Annotated in this window: 16 protein-coding genes and 2 pseudogenes; 7 read left to right on the top strand and 11 right to left on the bottom strand. The window is 73.1% G+C overall.

Annotation, left to right across the window (positions count from 1 at the left end; genetic code table 11):
• Positions 1–24: 24 nt before the first annotated feature.
• Both AB0G63_RS21255 and AB0G63_RS21250 read left to right on the top strand, forming a co-directional pair.
• Complete coding sequence (locus AB0G63_RS21255) at positions 25–1,644, top strand: fused response regulator/phosphatase (protein WP_360752383.1); 1,620 nt, start codon at positions 25–27, stop codon at positions 1,642–1,644.
• 29 nt (positions 1,645–1,673) lie between these two features.
• The gene (locus AB0G63_RS21250; protein WP_360752381.1) at positions 1,674–2,036 is read left to right on the top strand and encodes an isomerase; all 363 of its coding nucleotides are present in this window, start codon (positions 1,674–1,676) and stop codon (positions 2,034–2,036) included.
• A 20-nt stretch (positions 2,037–2,056) separates the two neighbouring features.
• Here the strand turns inward: AB0G63_RS21250 and AB0G63_RS21245 are convergent, their stop codons facing one another.
• The 3 genes from AB0G63_RS21245 to AB0G63_RS21235 form a co-directional block, all read right to left on the bottom strand.
• Positions 2,057–2,746 (bottom strand): TetR/AcrR family transcriptional regulator, encoded by a 690-nt coding sequence (locus AB0G63_RS21245; protein WP_360752378.1) that lies wholly within the window; start codon positions 2,744–2,746, stop codon positions 2,057–2,059.
• Between the two features lie 120 nt (positions 2,747–2,866).
• Positions 2,867–4,825: a hypothetical protein gene (locus AB0G63_RS21240; RefSeq protein ID WP_360752375.1), complete on the bottom strand. Its 1,959-nt coding sequence runs from the start codon at positions 4,823–4,825 to the stop codon at positions 2,867–2,869.
• Positions 4,826–4,874: 49 nt separating this feature from the next.
• Positions 4,875–5,384 (bottom strand): tetratricopeptide repeat protein, encoded by a 510-nt coding sequence (locus tag AB0G63_RS21235; protein WP_360752373.1) that lies wholly within the window; start codon positions 5,382–5,384, stop codon positions 4,875–4,877.
• Between the two features lie 119 nt (positions 5,385–5,503).
• On the opposite strand from AB0G63_RS21235, the gene AB0G63_RS21230 reads away from it, so the two are divergent.
• Entirely contained in the window at positions 5,504–5,920 is a 417-nt protein-coding gene (locus AB0G63_RS21230; RefSeq protein WP_360752371.1) for a hypothetical protein, read from the top strand.
• A gap of 113 nt (positions 5,921–6,033) precedes the next feature.
• Here AB0G63_RS21230 and AB0G63_RS21225 read toward each other — a convergent pair whose 3' ends face one another.
• The 5 genes from AB0G63_RS21225 to AB0G63_RS21205 form a co-directional block, all read right to left on the bottom strand.
• Positions 6,034–7,608, bottom strand: coding sequence for a DUF1996 domain-containing protein (locus tag AB0G63_RS21225; protein WP_360752368.1), 1,575 nt, complete (start codon positions 7,606–7,608; stop codon positions 6,034–6,036).
• A gap of 510 nt (positions 7,609–8,118) precedes the next feature.
• A complete protein-coding gene (locus tag AB0G63_RS21220) occupies positions 8,119–9,150 on the bottom strand; it encodes an NAD-dependent epimerase/dehydratase family protein (protein WP_360752365.1) in 1,032 nt (343 codons plus the stop codon).
• Positions 9,151–9,210: 60 nt separating this feature from the next.
• A complete protein-coding gene (locus AB0G63_RS21215; protein ID WP_360752362.1) occupies positions 9,211–9,786 on the bottom strand; it encodes a winged helix-turn-helix domain-containing protein in 576 nt (191 codons plus the stop codon).
• A gap of 407 nt (positions 9,787–10,193) precedes the next feature.
• Positions 10,194–11,231 (bottom strand): glutamine synthetase, encoded by a 1,038-nt coding sequence (gene glnII / locus AB0G63_RS21210; protein ID WP_360752359.1) that lies wholly within the window; start codon positions 11,229–11,231, stop codon positions 10,194–10,196.
• A gap of 333 nt (positions 11,232–11,564) precedes the next feature.
• A complete protein-coding gene (locus AB0G63_RS21205) occupies positions 11,565–12,017 on the bottom strand; it encodes a helix-turn-helix domain-containing protein (protein ID WP_360752355.1) in 453 nt (150 codons plus the stop codon).
• A gap of 151 nt (positions 12,018–12,168) precedes the next feature.
• Here AB0G63_RS21205 and AB0G63_RS21200 point away from each other — a divergent pair.
• Positions 12,169–13,041 (top strand): annotated as a pseudogene (locus tag AB0G63_RS21200) (alpha/beta hydrolase).
• Between the two features lie 3 nt (positions 13,042–13,044).
• Here AB0G63_RS21200 and AB0G63_RS21195 read toward each other — a convergent pair.
• From AB0G63_RS21195 to AB0G63_RS21185, 3 genes are all read right to left on the bottom strand, one after another.
• Complete coding sequence (locus tag AB0G63_RS21195) at positions 13,045–13,692, bottom strand: hypothetical protein (RefSeq protein ID WP_360752353.1); 648 nt, start codon at positions 13,690–13,692, stop codon at positions 13,045–13,047.
• Between the two features lie 118 nt (positions 13,693–13,810).
• Positions 13,811–14,242, bottom strand: coding sequence for a hypothetical protein (locus AB0G63_RS21190; protein ID WP_360752350.1), 432 nt, complete (start codon positions 14,240–14,242; stop codon positions 13,811–13,813).
• A gap of 206 nt (positions 14,243–14,448) precedes the next feature.
• Positions 14,449–14,808 carry an arsenate reductase family protein gene (locus AB0G63_RS21185; RefSeq protein ID WP_324783843.1) on the bottom strand — a complete coding sequence of 120 codons (360 nt, stop codon included), beginning with the start codon at positions 14,806–14,808 and terminating at the stop codon, positions 14,449–14,451.
• Positions 14,809–14,981: 173 nt separating this feature from the next.
• On the opposite strand from AB0G63_RS21185, the gene AB0G63_RS21180 reads away from it, so the two are divergent.
• The 3 genes and pseudogenes from AB0G63_RS21180 to AB0G63_RS21170 all read left to right on the top strand — a co-directional run bounded on the left by AB0G63_RS21180 (position 14,982) and on the right by AB0G63_RS21170 (position 16,231).
• Complete coding sequence (locus AB0G63_RS21180) at positions 14,982–15,296, top strand: hypothetical protein (protein ID WP_360752346.1); 315 nt, start codon at positions 14,982–14,984, stop codon at positions 15,294–15,296.
• 181 nt (positions 15,297–15,477) lie between these two features.
• A pseudogene (locus AB0G63_RS21175) lies at positions 15,478–15,546 on the top strand (DUF2252 family protein); the annotation flags it as partial.
• Between the two features lie 256 nt (positions 15,547–15,802).
• On the top strand, positions 15,803–16,231 hold the full coding sequence (locus tag AB0G63_RS21170; protein ID WP_360752343.1) for a VOC family protein: 429 nt from the start codon (positions 15,803–15,805) through the stop codon (positions 16,229–16,231).
• The last annotated feature ends 52 nt before the right edge of the window (positions 16,232–16,283 follow it).

Below are 16,283 nucleotides of genomic sequence, written 5' to 3'. Positions count from 1 at the left end.
CACCCGTGCTGTCCAGGGGCTGATATGGACGTCGACGGCAAGCCGGGCGACATGACCGTGCTGGTCGTGGAGGACGCGGCCGCCGGCCGGTACGACCTGGGCCGCGTGCTGCGGCGCGCCGGCCACCGGGTCGTCCCGGCCGCCACGGCCGGCGAGGCGCTCGACGAACTCGACGTACGGCTGCGCAAGGGCATCCTGCCCGACGTGGCCCTGGTCGACGTGGGCCTGCCGGACATGAGCGGTTTCGAGCTGTGCCGCCGGCTCAAGGCACGGCCGCGCATGGCCGGCCTGCCCGTCGTGCACTTCTCGGCCTCCGCCCTGGCCCCGGGCGACCGCCACCGCGTGCTCGACGCGGGCGGCGAGGCGTATCTGACGGTGCCGGCCGAGCCGGAGGAGATCGAGGCGGTGGTCCGCTCCGCGGTGCGCGCCGCGCGGCTGCGCGCCGACGACCAGGCGGTCCTGCGGCGGCTGACGCTGCTGTCGGAGGCGGTCGTCACCGTGCAGACCGCGCGTTCCCTGCCGGAACTCGCCGACGCCGCGGCCGAGGGCACCGCCCGGCTGACCGGCACCCCCGCCGCCGTCTTCGTCCTCGGCACCGACGACGAGCTGTACCGCGGCCTGTCCCGCGACCGCACCTCGCTCGCGCTGCCGGACGAGGACGCCCACCGGGCGGTGGCCGCGCTGCTCAGGCGGCTCACCCGCGGGCAGGCCGGGGTGCAGCTCACCACGGTCCCGGCGCCGCTGTGGCCCGCCGGGTTCTTCCGGCCCGGCGTGCGGCACGACGCCCGCCTCGCGCTGGTGCTCACCGAAGAGGGCAGGGCACCGGTGTGCCTGGCCACGCCCACCCGGGGCATGCGCCGGCTGAATCCGGAGGACGAGTCGCTGGTGGCCCGGCTGGCGCAGGCCACCGCCCTGGCCGCGGAGCCGCTGCTGATGTACCAAGTCGAACGGCACGTCGCCCTCACCCTCCAGCACAGTTTCCTGCCCCAGCCGCACCGGCTGCCGCCGCTGCCCGGCGTCGACGTCGCCGTGCGGTACGTGCCCGCGTCCCGGCAGACGGAGATCGGCGGTGACTTCTACGCCGTCCTGCGCACCGGGGAGGGCGTGCTCGCCGTGGTCGGCGACGTCGTCGGGCACTCGCTGGAGGCGGCCACCGTCATGGTGGAGATCCGGCACGCGCTGCGCGCCTACTGCGTGGAGGAGAGCGACCCGGCCGTGCTCGCCGGACGGCTGGACCGGATGCTCCGGCACTACCACCCCGAGGTCACGGCCACCGTCTGCCTGGCGTTGATCGACCCGGACACCGGGCGCACCCGCGTCGCCAACGCGGGCCACATCCCGCCGCTGATCGTCCGGGACTCCGGCGGCGCCGACTACGTCGAGGCCGCGGGCCCGCTGCTGGGCCTGGGCGTGCCCCATCCGCCGCCCACCGAGGTACGGCTGGAACGCACCGACCGGCTCCTGATGGTCACCGACGGCCTGATCGAGACCCGCGGCACCGACCTGTCGGTCTCCATGGAGCAGCTGCGGGCGGCCGCCGCCGGGTCCCTGCCCGGCCTGGACGCCCTGTGCGACACGCTCCTGACCAGTTTCGGTCACGACCGGGAGGACGACATCGCGATGCTGGCCCTGCGGCTAGGGTGAATCCGCCGACGACCCAGACAGGAGCCCCCATGCCGCAGATCACCGTCGACCACTCGGACTTCCTCGGGTCCGCCTTCGACCGGGAGGGCTTCGCCCGGGACCTGCACGCCGCGGTCGTCGAGACGGCGGCCGCGAAGCCGGAGGCCTGCAAGACGCAGTTCCGCCCGTCCACGCTCACCGCGTTCGGCTACGACGATCCCGGCGAGCGCGGTCACGCCGTCGTGCACGTCACCATCGGACTGCTCGCCGGCCGCACCGACGAGACGAAGGCGAGGCTGACCGAGGCGGTGCTGGAGCTGCTGAGGAAGCACGTGGCCGACGGCGGCCCGGTGCTGCACGCCTCCGCCGAGATCCGCGACCTCGACCCGTCCTACCGGAAGTTCGAGCGCTAGGCCACCTTGATCAGGCGGGGTCAGGACGCCAGCGCGATCAGCCGTGCGGCCAGGTCGCTGAACGGGCCGTCGCCCGGCTCGTCCTTCAGGGTGCGGCGCAGCAGCGCGCCCGTCTCCTCGTCGTGGACGGCGCTCACCGCGGCCAGCGCGGCGAAGTCGTGCACGAGCTGCACCTCCAGCTCGGCGCGCGGGATGCGCCGGCCGTCCAGCCAGATCAGCGCCGTCGACTCGGCGAGCGAGATCCAGGAGCGGACGACCAGTTCCAGTCGCGGGGGCGCCTCCTCGACGCCGAGATGCGACAGGATCTGGTCGTACGCGGCCTGCCGCACGGAGACGATGAGCGCGTTCGTCGCCGACGAGCCGACGGCCGGACCGCCGCGCATCAGCGCCGAGAAGCCGGGGCCGTGCTCCTCCACGAAGTCGAAGAAGCGGCGCATCACCCGCAGCAGCCGCGCCCCCAGCGGGCCTTGGCGCGGCTCCACGAACCGGCCCGCGAGATCGTCCGCGGCACGCCTCAACGCGGCCTCGTACAGGCTGAGTTTGCCGGGGAAGTAGTGGTACACCAGCGGGCGCGAGATGCCGGCGGCGGACGCTATCTCGTCGATGGAGACGTCGTCGGGCGAGCGTTGGCTGAACAGTTCGAGGGCGACGCCGATCAACTGCTGCCGCCGTTCCTCGACTCCCATTCTGCGGCGTACCCCGGTAGTCATGCGCACACCTTACCGATCGAATCCGGCCCCGAACGGGCCGCAGCGACCAAAGATGTTCACATGTTCCGCACCGGACGATCACGGCGGGTCCACGACATGCCGCGGGCGGGGCCACGGCGTTCAGCCGAGTCCGCTGACCCTCCGCCCGTCCTCCAGGGTTCCCCGCAGTTCCGCCCGGGCCCCTTGAGCGGCCGGCGCCGTCAGCAGGTTGCCCGGCGCGGTCGCCCGGACCCCGCCCGTCGCGCCGACCGAGGACGTGCCCGGGCTACCCGCAGCCAGCAGGTACCAGTTTCCCGCCCGCGACTTCCACAACACCCCGGCCAGCACGTGCGGATCCCGCGGCCCGCACGCCGGGACGTCGTCGGCCTTCGCCGCCACCGCCCCGAACCGCCCGCCCGGGGTGTGGAACTGGGCCAGCACCCGCGTGCCGCCGCCCCGCCAGGTCTCCGCCCGCGTGCACACCCAGTCCGCCGCCCCGCTCGCGTCGGGCAGCGGCTGCCGGGCGTACGCCCAGGCGTTGACGTCACGCACGCCCGCGGAGCGCATCGCGGCCAGCGAGCAGGCGTACGGCGCCCACGCGCGCAGGGCCCGCGTCCCGTCCGTCTCCTCGCCCGAGCCGGGGCGGCCCGTGGTCAGCCGGGCCGGGACCAGTTCGCCGAGGTCGGTCAGCAGCCGCGTGCCGGCGTTGTCGGTCACCTCCAGCACGCGCCACGACGAGCAGCGGCCGGTCGTCTGCAGGGCGGGGCCGGCCAGCGGCCCGGTGACGCCGCCGGTCAGGCCCAGACCGAGCGCGGCGGCGTCCGGCTCCAGCAGGTCCCGCTCGGCCGCCTTCTTCACCCAGGGCGCCGTCAGATAGCGGACGTTGCCGTCGGAGCGGCCCAGGACCAGGGCGCTCGCCTCGTCCCGTCCGGCGCCGTCGACCCGCGCGAAGTCGAGCGCGGCACCCCGGTCGCCGTCCTTCGGCTCGGCGTAGCGGACGATGCGCAGACCGTCGTAGAGGATCACCACGTGCGCGCTGTCCACGGTCCCGGCGTACAGCAGTTGGGGCGGTCCGGCCGGGCCGCCGGACGGGGTGCCGGGGGTCGCGGAGACCTGGACGGTCCCGCCGGGGCGCGCCCACACGGCGAGGGCGCGGCGCAGCAGGGCCTTGTCGCCGGTGAGGTCGCCGCGCGCGGGCCAGACGGAGAAGTCGGTGCGGCTCGCGGACTCCCAGGCGGTGGGGGAGACCCTGGTGAGCCGGGCCGGGTCGAGGGCGGTCTCGGCGGCCGGGTTGCGCGCGTACCCGGGCGCCGCCGGGCCGTCGGGGCTCCAGCCGCCGTCGGGCAGCCCGAACAGCGCCCCGCACACGGCGAGCGCGGCGGCCGCGGCGAGCGCGGCCCGCGTGTGCTGCCTGCGCCGCACCAGGTCGGTGGGCCGGGCCTGCAGCGAACACGGGTCGAACTCGGGGGAGTCCAGCAGCGCGTACCGGGCCGGCACACCGTCGGCCTCCCGCAGCGCCGCGTCCGCGTCGTCGACGCCGGCGGCGGCCAGGACCCGGCGGACCCGGTCGTCGGCGAGCCGCTCCAGGCCGCGCAGCACATAGGCGGCGCGGGCCGGCCCGGACAGGGCGGAGAGCCGCTGGTCCAGGGCGAGTTCGTCGGCGCCGCCGGAGTGCGGGAACAGCCGCAGGCCCCACACCAGGGGCAGCAGCGGCGGCAGTTGGGACCGCTTCGGCCACGCCGCCCGCTTCAGCGGCAGGCCCGCCTCCAGCGCCGTGCGCAGCACCTGGCAGCGGACATAGGCGTAACCGGAGTCGCTCTCGCGGCCGTCGCCCGCTCTCGACCGCGACCGGGCGTGGGCGCCCCCGTTCTGGGCCGGGACCGCGGCCGCCCGCGCCCGGCGTCGCGGCAGGGCGCGCTGGGCGAGGGCGTGCGCCGTGACCACGCGCCGGTTGCGGCCCAGGCTCGGCGGCAGCACCAGGTAGGCGAGCCGGACCAGCCGCGGGTAGTGCTCGACGAGCGCGGCTTCGGCCCGGTCGACGTCGACGGACGGGTTGGAGAGGGACGGTGCGGTGGGCGGGGCGGCATCCTGTGACTGCACGTCCAGCAGAACGAGCGAATCGTCCGATGGTCACCGCCACCCGGGTGACTCAGGCCCCGGGCTCCACAAGCAGCCGCGCGTAGTTCGCCATGGACCGCTGGTAGCGCGGCAGATGCCGGGCGAGCGCGCCGAGGACGAGGGACAGGCCCTCGCGGTCCCGGCCGAGCGCGGACAGGCACAGCGCGAGAGTCGCCCGCACCGCGTCGTCCAACTCGTCCGACTCGGCGTCCAGTTCGGGCGTCAGCAGCTCGACGCCCGCCTCGGGCCGTCCGGTGTTGCGCAGCGAACTGGCGAGCTGGATCCTGGTCCGCCTGCCCTTGTAGCGGCTGACCTCGTCCAGCCCGCGGGCGAGCGCCTCCCGGTACAGCGGCACGGCCCGGTCCGAGTGACCGGTGGAGTCCCAGGCGCAGGCCCGCTCGAACGGCCCGAGCGGGCTGTCGGCGGGCAGTTCGGCGACCAGCTCGTCGATCACCGCCCGGAAGGCGGCCGCGTCGTCCTCGGCGTAGTCCTCGAAGGTCGCCCAGGCGGCGGCCACGCGCTCTTCCCAGTCCTGGTCCATGGGCCACAGCTTCGCACGCCCGTACCCGTACTCGCGCGGGATTTGAGCGCCCCGCGCCCCGCAGCCGTATGGAAGGGGACGGGCCCCTCGCCGGGGCCGCGACGGGACCGGAGGAACAGATGAGGTTGACCCGACCGATGCTCGCGGTGGCCGGCGCCGCGGCCGTGGTGGCGCTGGCGGGCTGCTCGGGCGACGGCGCCGCGGCCGCCAAGGTGCCGGCCGCCGCCAGCGGCAGCCTGGAGAGCCTGGCCGCCCGGGTGAAGTGCAAGCCGGACATCCAGACGGACGCCGACGAGATCCGCCAGGCCATCTGCAAGGTCTCCGACGGCAGGTTCGTGCTCGCCACCTTCGCCACCGACCGCGGGCAGCGCGAATGGCTCAACGACGCCAAGGACTACGGCGGCCACTACCTCGTCGGCCGCAAGTGGGTCGCCGTCGGCGACGACGGGGTGGTCGAGAAGCTGCGCGGGACGCTGGGCGGCGACGTGGAGGTGGGCGCCGACCACTCCGGGCACGGCGGCGGCCACGACGGCTGAGCGGCGCCCCCGGCACGACGGAGCGGGCGGTGGGAGATTCCCACCGCCCGCTCGTCGGTACCCCGGTCAGTGCCCGGGCCAGTGCCTCGGCCGGTGCCTCGGCCGGTGCCTCGTCACTGGCAGCGCTGTCCGCTGTTGACGCAGTTGGCGATCTTGTTCGCCAGGCCGCCGGTCGTGATGCTGATGAAGTCGTCGTGGTCGGTGGCCGCCTTGTGCAGCTGGTCCGGGAAGCCGTCCACCGCGTACGCGTTCTTCACCACGCCGTTCTGGATGGTCGGCGGTGTGATGTTGTACGTCAGGCGCATCGTCAGCTGCGGGATCGCCTTGAAGCCGTTGCCGCAGTTGCCGTTGGCGTCGGCGAAGGCGACGTGCGTGCGGTGGTTGGCGCTGTCGACGTTCTGCCCGTCCCAGCAGCTCTGGAAGGCGAACGTACGCACCACCTTGCTGCCCTGCGGGCAGATCGGGTACTGCGTCGTCAGCTGGACCTTGTTCTCGAAGCCGGTGCAGCTCCAGTGGGCGTTGGCGTTCGCCAGGCCGTTGGTGGTGGTCTTGGCGTCACCGGTGATGATGCGCAGGAACTGCGGCATCGCGACGACCTTGCTGGTTGGGCTGCCCACGTACTTGATCTGGGCCGACACCGGGGTCAGGATCTTGCCGACGTTGCCTTCCTTGCCACCGCCGTCCTTGTTCTGGTCGAAGTCCTGCGTGCCGTCCTGCACACGGACCACCGGCCAGTAGTACGACGACAGGTCGTTCTTGTTCTGGCAGCTGGTGCCGCCCTGCAGGAACGTCTGGTTGTTGGAGAACGCGTTGACCTTCTGGTTGCCGACGTAGTCGTGCAGGTGGTGCGCGCCGTTGGCCACGCCCGGCGCCACGATGACGTTGTCGGTGTTGAAGTTCTTGTTCGCGTTCACGCCGCACCGGGTGGTGAAGGTGCCGGTCGAGGCGTTGGCGGTCTTGCGCGGTTTCGCGGCGACGTTCGGCTGGACCTTCGTGATGTCCACGAAGTCGGCGGCGGTCGGACCGTTGCCGGCCTGCCCGTTGCTGCCCTGCTGCTGACCGCCGTTCTGCTGCTGACCGCCCTGCTGCTGACCGCCGTTCTGCTGCTGCCCGCCCTGTTGCTGGCCGCCGTTCTGCTGCTGACCGCCCTGCTGCTGGCCGCCTTGCTGCTGGCCGCCGTTCTGCTGGCCGCCCGCCGTGGTCTGGTTGGCGGCCTGGTCGGCGGTCAGGGTGGTGCACGCGGCGAGCTGTGCCAGCGAGCTGTCGAAGGAGCCGCCGACCCGCTGGATGTCGATCCGGATGCGGTCGATGGTCGCGGCGCGCTTCTCCTTCAGCGGTCCGACGATCGCGTTCTGCACGAAGTTCGCGTCGTTGGTCTGTGCCTGGCGCGTGGAGGCGAGGCGCGCGTAGGCCTCGGTGATCTGCTTGTCGAGGTTCGCCAGCTCCGTGGCCACACCTTGCTGGGCCCGGGCCGGCACGTTCGTCAGCTTCTGGCCCACGTCCGGGCACGAGATGGTCGCCACCTGCCCGGTGGCGGCCTTCGTGGTGTTCTGCGCCGAGTTCGACTCATGAGCCGAGGCGTAGAAGTTCGCCCAGATCAGCCCGCCCCCACCGAGCGCTAGGGCCGCCGATGCGGCAATGGCCTTGGTGGCCAGCGGCGTACGGCGTTTTCGTGTGTTGCGTCCCATGGAACTCCTCTGACTTCCTTGCGGGGCAGCTCGAGGCGCCCGACAGGAGTGAAGCGGCTCCCTCACATACGCAAGGGGTCCCAGGGGTGTTCACCCGACCCGCAAAATATTGTGTGTTCCGTCCGGGACAGTGGTTTCAACTGCCGCAATAACACGGGCGGTTGTCAGAAGTTCACCGGTCGTGTTCAGCGGTCGCGGTCGAGAAGGGACGGTACGGCCGGCACGCGCCGATCGTCGTCGTCCGACACCTCAGGGCCCGGTTCGGCGGAGGTGTCGGAGGTGTGTTCGCGATCGCCCGTTCCGTCCCGGACGCGCGCGCCCAGGGACCGGCGTCCGCGGGGAGCGGCCGGTGTGCGGCCGGTATCCGCAACCTGCACCCCGCACCCCGCAACCTGCACCCCGCACCCCGCAAACCGCACCCGCAATCCGCACCACTCGGCCGCGAGCCTCCCGCGCGTGTCTGCCGGGGCGCGCACGCCGGCCAGGATCCACGGGGTGGGGTACTGGTCCCTAAGCCACCTCCCCCGAGGTGGTGCCAGGTACGTCCACCGCTCCGGCCAGCACCCGTGCCTCCAGTTCCGGGGCGAGTCCCACGGCGGGCCGGCCCGGGCGTACCGGCGCCGTGCCGCCGATGTCCTGGAGCCAGGCCCAGGTGTCGGCGACGGTCTCCCGGACGGGACGGCAGGACAGGCCCGCGGCCACCGCCCGGGACACGTCCGCGGCGTGCAGCGCGTCGTGCAGGTCGCTGCCCGGCGGCACCCACACCGGCAGCTGGGTCCACGGCTCGATGCCCGCGGCCAGGATCAGCTCCGGATCCGTCCAGCGCAGCTCGGCCGCCGCACCGGTGACCTCCACGCACGCCTGGAGGAGCTCGCCCATCGTGGCGTGCCCCTGCGGGCTCATCAGGTTGTACGGTCCGCTCAGCCCGCGTTCGAGGCCGCCGACGATCCAGTCGGCCAGGTCGCGCACGTCGACGTACTGCAGGGGCAGCTCCCGCGGTCCCGGGGCGAGGACGGGGCCGCCGCGGGCGATCCGGTTCAGCCACCACGGCAGCCGGCCGACGTTCTCGTGCGGGCCGAGCAGCAGCCCGGCCCGGACCAGCAGGGCGCGGTCGGCACCGAAGCCCTCCACCGCGGCCAGTTCGCCGCCGCGCTTGTCGCGGGCGTAGTCGGTGGTGTCCGCGTCGGCGCGGGCGCCCTCGACCAGCGGCGCGTCCTCGGCGAATCCGGCGGGCGGGGCCCAGGTGTACACCGAGCAGCTGGAGACGTACGCGTACCGGCCGGCGCGGCCCCGCAGCAGCCGCGCCGTGTCGCGCACCCGCCGGGGCGCCGCCGACCAGGTGTCGACGACGGCGTCCCAGGTGCCCTCCGCCAGGGCGGCGAGCCCGCCGGGCGCGGTGCGGTCGCCCAGCAACGACCTTGCCCCGTCCGGCGGTTCGTGCCGTCCCCGGTGGAAGACCGTCACCTCCCAGCCGCGCCCGAGCGCAGCCCGGACGACGGCCCGTCCGGCGAACTCCGTCCCACCCAGCACCAGAAGTCTCATACCGGCGACTGTGCCCGGTGCGGCGGCGGGACGGAAGGCGGATCTGCCGTCAGCAGAGGATCAGCGGCCCGTCGGCGGCGTGTACTTGTAGCCGACCCGGCGGACCGTCCGGATCGCCTGCCGGTGCTCGGCGCCCAGCTTGCGGCGCAGCCGGGCGATGTGCACGTCGACCGTGCGGCCGTCGCCGACGTGCCCGTACCCCCACACCGTGGTGACCAGCTGGTCGCGGGTGTGCACCCGGTTCGGGTGCGCCACGAGGTGCGCGAGCAGCTCGAACTCCAGGTAGGTGAGGTCGAGTTCACGGCCGTCGACGGCCGCGGTGCGCTCCACGGGGTCGATCCTGACGAGCGGCTCGGCGGCTTCGGCGGCGGCTTCGGCCGGGGCGAGGGTCGGGTGGGGGTGGTCGGCCGGGATCAGGACGAGGTAGCCCACCATCGGCGGCCGGCCCGGCAGCGTGGGCAGGGTGTGCGGGGGCGCGGGCAGCCAGGTGGCGCCCGGCGGCAGGAACTCCGTGACGTCGATCACCTCGTCCCGGTCCACGGCGCGCAGCCGCTGCCGGGGGGCCGGTGACGAGGGGGAGGAGGGAGCGGAGGGGGAGTGGAGCGGGGCGGTGGACAGGGAACGCAGGGTCGCCATGAGAGGTCAGCTCTTTTCGCGCGAGAGGTTCGTCGAGGGACGTACGCCGTTGCGCGCTGGCCTGGGGCCGGGTGGTGATACGGCTTCAGAGGGCCGGCGCGTTCGTCGCGCGGCAACACACCCGGTCGAAGTCGTGGTGCTGACGGGAGGGCCAGAAGGGCTCGAGGTCATGGCGACCCGTCGCGGTGCACTTCTGGAAGCTGGCCATGGGCCCATTGAAGCAGACACCGGCCCCCGGCAGGACCCTCCTCTCACTGCTTGGACGCTTTCCCGGCCGGAAGCCGGCGCCGCACGAGCCGGAGTCGCACAAGCCGCGCCGCGCACACCGCTGCCGCCGGGGCCGGGACGCGACGCGAGAGGGCGCCCGCCGTCACGGCGGGCGCCCTCTCGGAGCCGGGCGGCGGGGATCAGACCTGGCCGGCCTTCTCCAGCGCGGTGCAGCAGGTGTCCACGAGCAGGCGCGTCACGACGTACGGGTCGACGTTGGCGTTCGGACGGCGGTCCTCGATGTAGCCCTTGCCGTCCTTCTCGACCTGCCACGGGATGCGGACCGAGGCGCCGCGGTTCGACACGCCGTAGGAGTACTTGTCCCACGGGGCGGTCTCGTGCAGGCCGGTCAGGCGGTCGTCGATGCCGGCGCCGTAGTTCTTGACGTGGTCGAGCGGCTTGGAGCCCTCGCCGAGCGACTCGCACGCGGTGATGATCGCGTCGTAGCCCTCGCGCATCGCCTTGGTGGAGAAGTTGGTGTGCGCGCCGGCGCCGTTCCAGTCGCCCTTGACCGGCTTGGGGTCGAGGGTGGCGGAGACGGCGAAGTCCTCGGCGGTGCGGTAGAGCAGCCAGCGGGCCACCCACAGCTGGTCCGAGACCTCCAGCGGGGCCAGCGGGCCCACCTGGAACTCCCACTGGCCCGGCATGACCTCGGCGTTGATGCCGGAGATGCCGAGGCCCGCCTTCAGACAGTTGTCCAGGTGCGCCTCGACGACGTCACGGCCGAAGATCTCGTCCGCGCCGACACCGCAGTAGTAGCCGCCCTGCGGGGCCGGGAAGCCGCCCTTGGGGAAGCCGAGCGGGTAGCCGTCCTGGAAGAACGTGTACTCCTGCTCGATGCCGAAGATCGGCTCCTGGGCGGCGAACTTCTCCGCCACCTCCACGAGCGCGGCCCGGGTGTTGCTGGGGTGCGGGGTGAGGTCGATGTTCAGGACCTCGCACAGCACCAGGAGGTCGTCGCCGCCGCGGATCGGGTCCGGACAGGAGAAGACCGGCTTGAGCACACAGTCCGAGGCGTGGCCCTCGGCCTGGTTGGTGGAGGACCCGTCGAAGCCCCAGATCGGCAGCTCGGCAGCCGTGGCGCCCTTGTCCGAGTCCGTGAGGATCTTGGTCTTCGAACGCAGCTTGGCCGTCGGCTCGGTGCCGTCGATCCAGATGTACTCAGCCTTGAAGCTCACGGGCCACATCCTTCGGGGTGGGTCTGGGCGCACTTGCGGGTGCCGCGGCGCTGCGGCACCGGAGCGCCGCGGTGTGATGCCGGGAGCCTGTCAACGGGCGATTTCCCGTCCGTTGCCCGACGGTGAACCCCGTGTTACCTGGTCGTGGTGTGTCCGGATTCACGGTGTGAGGACGCGGAGGGGGCGAGGGCACGTCGTTCGCAGTCGTGAGCGCCGGGGGCCGGCCGGCTCGTATGCGATGGGAATGAGCGTGCCCCTGGGCGGGCATGAGCGGCCCCGGGCGGGGCTGAGGGCCCTGGGCGGGTACGAGGGCTTCGGGTGGGCGTGCGCCGGTCAGGCGTCGTCCCCGGCCGCCGCGGCCAGCACTCCTTCCAGGAACCCCCGGATCGCGGCCCGCTCCCGTTCGTCGTAGCCGCGCACCAGCTCCACCACGCGCCCGATGAGCGGCCCGAAGTGGTCCCAGCCGAGCCCCACCGCCCGCTCGTCCACCTCGACGAGCACCTTGCGCCGGTCCGTCGCGGCGCGCACCCGCCGCACATGCCCGGCCCGCTCCAGCCGGTCCACCAGCGCCGTCGTCCCGGCCGAGTTCAGCCCGAGCGCGGCGCCGAGCCGGCCGGCCGTCATCTCCTCGCCCGCGCGCGAGGCGTCCATGAGGGCGATCAGCGCGCGCAGGTCCGTCGGATGCATGCCGTTGCGGTTCGCGAACCGGGCGCTGTGCCGGTCGAGCGCGACGGTCACGGCGCGCAGCAGGTGGACGGTCTCCATCCCGGGTTCCTCGGGCCGCATGGCCTCTCCTCCACTATCGCTCGTTCAGCGAGTATCTCGCTCGGCGAGATGATTCTCGGCGACATGGTGGGTGAGGCCCATGAGCGGTCGCGGCGCCGACGACGGCATGTACGACGGCACGTACGACGGCACGTACGACGGCGCCTACGACATGGACGGATTCCTGGCGGCGTACGACAAGGTGCTGGCCAAGTGGCCCGCGGACCGCGAGGCGGCGACCGTCCCCACGCCCTTCGGCGGGGCCCGCGTGACGTCGTGCGGCCCGCACGACGGCCCCCGCTCGTCCTGCTGCCCGGCGGCGGGGGAGCGACCTCCGTGTCCTGGTGCGCCCAGGCCACCGGCCTCTCCCGCACCCACCGCGTCCACGCCGTCGACCTGGTCGGCGCCCCCGGCCGCGGCACCCCGTCCGGGAACCGCCGTCCCCGCACGGTCGCCGACCTGACGGCCTGGCTGGACGCGGTCCTCGACGGCCTGGGCGTCCGGGAGACCGACCTCGCCGGCCACTCCTACGGCGCCTGGATCGCCCTGCATCACGCCCTGGCCGCGCCCGCGCGGGTGCGCCGGCTGGTCCTGCTGGACCCCACGCCGTGCTTCGCCGGGTACCGGACGGCGTACCTGCTGCGCGCCCTGCCGATGCTGCTGCGGCCCATGCCGCGGCGCGTCCGGGCCTTCCTGGAGTGGGAGACCGGGACGCGGGCCGTTCCCGGTGGGCGGGCGAAGCCGGGGGACCCTCGACCCCGACTGCCTCCGCCTCCAGGAGGCGGCCGCCGGCTTCCCCTCCGTGTCGAAGCCGGTGACCGGCCCGCGCCCGGACCCGGATGCCCTGCGCGGGCTCGACGTGCCGGTCCTGCTGGTCCTGGCCGGGAACAGCAAGGCCCACGACATCCGGCGGGTGGCCGCGTCGGCGGAGGCGCTGCTGCCGCGCGTCGAGACCGTCGTCCTGCCGGAGACGTCCCACCACGCGCTGCCGCAGTCGGCCCCCGCCGAACTGGGTCACCGCCTCACCGGGTTCCTGCGGCCCTGAGCCTCACCCCACCTTCTCGATCAGCGCCCGGCGGATCAGGAACTTGCCGGGCTCCCGCACCTGCTCGAAGGCCGCGTCGTTCAGCAGCACGCAGCTGCCGGACACCGAAGTGACCTTCACCGTCGTGGACTTGTTGTTGTCCAGGTTGGTGACCTTCAGCGTCGTTCCGGCCGGGAACCGGTCACTGGACGCGGCCGGCGCGCCGCCCTCGCCGGAGAGGGTGACGGTGGAGCCGTTGCAGACCTGCTGTCCGTTCTGTTCCTGCTGTCCGTTCCGGGTCGGCTGTGTCCGCTGAGTCGGCTGAGTCGGCTGCTTCGGCTGGGAGCCCTGAGCCGACTCCCCCACCACGCAACCGGACGCCTTCTGCTGGACCTTGATCTGCTCGATGACCGCCTCGCGGTTGGCGATCCGGGCCGCCGACTGGGCGTCCGGAGCGGCCCGTTGGCCGTCGATGAACCTCTGGTTGTTGCCGAGGGCGGTGGCGAGCCCCTGGCAGACGGCCGAGTCCGCGGCGGACAGCGTCCGCGGGGACTGCGGCTGAGCGGCGTTCGAGGTGCTCGCCATGACGAAGGCACCGCCTCCCGCCACCGCCGCCGCGCTCACCAGCAGCGCGGCCTTCTTCCTCGTACCGAGCGTTCTCCTGCGCGACATGCGCGCCTCCTGAGAGATAGGGGAGCGTACGGCGCTATGTACGGGATACCGAACGGAACTGCTCAGCGAACGCGCGGATCGCCGAAGTAATCTCTTTCACAAGGGACTTGCGGCCGGCTCACTGCCCGGCCTCCCGGCCCTCCTCGTACGCCGCCACCTTGTCGTCGACGTACTTCAGCAGCCCCTCGGTCTCCGCGGTGAGCTGCGCCTCCCGCGTCTCGGAGCCGTCGCCCCACTGCCCGTTGGCGAACACCACGGACCGCACGGTCGCCGGCCGCCGGAAGACACCCGCCGAACCGGGCCCGCGCGTCGCCAGGGACGCCGGCGCCTGCGACTTGCCGTCCGCGCACCGGGTCGTGGTGGCCAGGTCCATCCGCTCGTACCGGGAGCCGTCGGCCAGGCGCACGGCGCGCTCCGGGAACGCCTGCTCGGGCCGGACCACGGGGAGCGCGAGCAGCGAGGGCAGGGCGGACGGGGCGCCGGAGGGGAGCGTGGCGGCGCCCGGCGATGCGGACGCCGCTTGCGTCCGGCGCCGGGACCTCGTGCGCATCGGCGGAGTACAGCACGAGCCCGGCCGCGACGGCGGCGAGCACGGCGCCCACCGCGCGGCCCACCACGAGCCGGGTGCACCGCCGCCTCCTGCGCGGGCGCTCTTGTCCGACCACCCACTGGGTGTACGGATCATCGAGGCTCACGGCGGCCGCGGAGGGTGACAGGCGACACACCGTCAACTCTCACCGCCCGTAGCACCGTTGACTAACGGGACAGAGCGTCCCGTACGGCTTCCTCCGTGCGGGCGACGACCGCCGTGCCGTCGTCCGCGGTGATGATCGGGCGCTGGATCAGCCGGGGGTGCTCGGCGAGCGCCGCGATCCAGCGGTCGCGGGAGGCGTCGTCCCGGGCCCAGTCCTTCAGCCCGAGCTCCTTGGCCTCGGCCTCCTGGGTGCGTGTGATGTCCCACGGTTCGAGGCCGAGGCGGGCGAGCACGTCCCTGATCTCGTCCTCGCCGGGAACGTCCTCCAGATAGCGGCGGACGGTGTAGTCGGCGCCCTCCGCGTCGAGCAGCCCGATCGCGCTGCGGCACTTCGAACAGGCCGGATTAATCCAGATCTCCATGCCGCCCACGGTACGCGGAGACCCGCCTCCGCACCGTCTACCAGCCCCCTGAAAGCCCTTGTGGCCAGGGGCTTTTGTCAGTGCCGGGCGGTAAACTGGTACCAGTGTTCGAGGGTTGGGCCGGGGGCGCCGAGGTCCCCGGTCGTCGCCCCGACCGCGACAGGAGGATGCCTGTGCCCGCTGCCGCACTGAAGCCGAAGCCGCTGCCCACCCAGTCGACCGCCAAGCGCCCCGTCCTGCTCGACCTGCCCTACGAGCCCGTGGAGAAGCGCCCGTTGCCGCCGGGCCGTCCGCGGGAGTGGTACGTCTCGCACAACCGCCGCCTGAAGGCGATGCGGCTCGCCATCGCCCTGCTCGACTCAGGCGTCTACGTGCCGAACCAGGCCCGCAACGAGACGATCCGCAGCACCGCCGAGACGATCGGCGTCCACCCGCCGTCGGACACGACGTGCCACATGGTGCGCGCGCTGATGCGCTACACCCGGTGACCTCATGACGCCGGGCGTCCCCCTCCGGGCGGGCGCCCGGCGTTCGTACGCCCTTCCCGGACCGCCACACCCGACGGGCCGGGGACGACGAACGGCGCCGCCAACTCCCGCGACCCACCCACCCCCGATCACCCCCATCCCCACGCCGGCCAAAAGCCCGTCACCACGCTCAACGACCACCAACGACTTCGACGAGACCTTCCCCGGCCCCTTCGAGTGGGACGTCAAACGGCTCGCGGCCTCCGTCGCAGCGCCGGGTTCTCCCAACGGCGGCTTGGACTCCGGCCGGGGCACGGCCGAGAACGGCGTTGCCCCAGCCTGTGACGGTCACTAAAGTCGGTCGGGTGACTGCCGGGTCGGCCATGGGCCACGCACGAGTGAGGTTCCCGGCCTCGGCGTGAGCGCGAGGCGGGCGAGAGGCCCGCCCCCTTCTCCGCGTCTTTGCTCCCGGCGCCCATGTGCGGCGCCTCATCACAGCGGATCCCGAGACCGGAGACACACCACCGATGTCCTCTGACCAGCAGTACCCGCATGAATCCGAGCTGCCGGCGGCCGGTGTGCAGCTGAACCACACCGCCGTCTACGCAAGCGACCGGCACCTGTCCGCCGAGTTCATCGCCGCGATCCTGGGCCTGGAGGCCGGCGCCCCGTTCGGGCCGTTCCTGCCCGTCGACCTCGGCAACGGCGTGACGCTCGACTACTACGAGAAAAGGGACGAGCCGATCCAGCCCCAGCACTACGCCTTCCTGGTGCCCGACGAGCAGTTCGACGCCATGATCGCCCGCCTGGAGGCGGTCGGGGTCACCTACTACGCGGACCCCGGCCACACCGAAGCCGGCCGGATCAACCGGCTGTTCGGTGGTCGCGGCGCCTACTTCGACGACCCGGACGGCCACAACATGGAAATCCTGACCCGGCCTTACGTCCGCCCCTAGAGCGGCGCATACCAGGGCTGTGATCAAGGAACAGCTTGTGCCGAGCAGACGA

Source organism: Streptomyces sp. NPDC020996 (genome assembly GCF_040641355.1).
GTDB lineage: Bacteria > Actinomycetota > Actinomycetes > Streptomycetales > Streptomycetaceae > Streptomyces.
The sequence above is the reverse complement of the archived record's forward strand: the minus strand, read 5'-3'. Positions and strand labels throughout refer to the sequence as shown.

Bases quoted from the DNA above. Each gene is read 5' to 3' on its own strand.
- AB0G63_RS21255 (WP_360752383.1), top strand. From the start codon at position 25: ATGGACGTCGACGGCAAGCCGGGCGACATGACCGTGCTGGTCGTGGAG.
- AB0G63_RS21250 (WP_360752381.1), top strand. From the start codon at position 1,674: ATGCCGCAGATCACCGTCGACCACTCGGACTTCCTCGGGTCCGCCTTC.
- AB0G63_RS21245 (WP_360752378.1), bottom strand. From the start codon at position 2,746: ATGACTACCGGGGTACGCCGCAGAATGGGAGTCGAGGAACGGCGGCAG.
- AB0G63_RS21235 (WP_360752373.1), bottom strand. From the start codon at position 5,384: ATGGACCAGGACTGGGAAGAGCGCGTGGCCGCCGCCTGGGCGACCTTC.
- AB0G63_RS21230 (WP_360752371.1), top strand. From the start codon at position 5,504: ATGAGGTTGACCCGACCGATGCTCGCGGTGGCCGGCGCCGCGGCCGTG.
- AB0G63_RS21225 (WP_360752368.1), bottom strand. From the start codon at position 7,608: ATGGGACGCAACACACGAAAACGCCGTACGCCGCTGGCCACCAAGGCC.
- AB0G63_RS21220 (WP_360752365.1), bottom strand. From the start codon at position 9,150: ATGAGACTTCTGGTGCTGGGTGGGACGGAGTTCGCCGGACGGGCCGTC.
- AB0G63_RS21215 (WP_360752362.1), bottom strand. From the start codon at position 9,786: ATGGCGACCCTGCGTTCCCTGTCCACCGCCCCGCTCCACTCCCCCTCC.
- AB0G63_RS21205 (WP_360752355.1), bottom strand. From the start codon at position 12,017: ATGCGGCCCGAGGAACCCGGGATGGAGACCGTCCACCTGCTGCGCGCC.
- AB0G63_RS21195 (WP_360752353.1), bottom strand. From the start codon at position 13,692: ATGTCGCGCAGGAGAACGCTCGGTACGAGGAAGAAGGCCGCGCTGCTG.
- AB0G63_RS21190 (WP_360752350.1), bottom strand. From the start codon at position 14,242: ATGCGCACGAGGTCCCGGCGCCGGACGCAAGCGGCGTCCGCATCGCCG.
- AB0G63_RS21185 (WP_324783843.1), bottom strand. From the start codon at position 14,808: ATGGAGATCTGGATTAATCCGGCCTGTTCGAAGTGCCGCAGCGCGATC.
- AB0G63_RS21170 (WP_360752343.1), top strand. From the start codon at position 15,803: ATGTCCTCTGACCAGCAGTACCCGCATGAATCCGAGCTGCCGGCGGCC.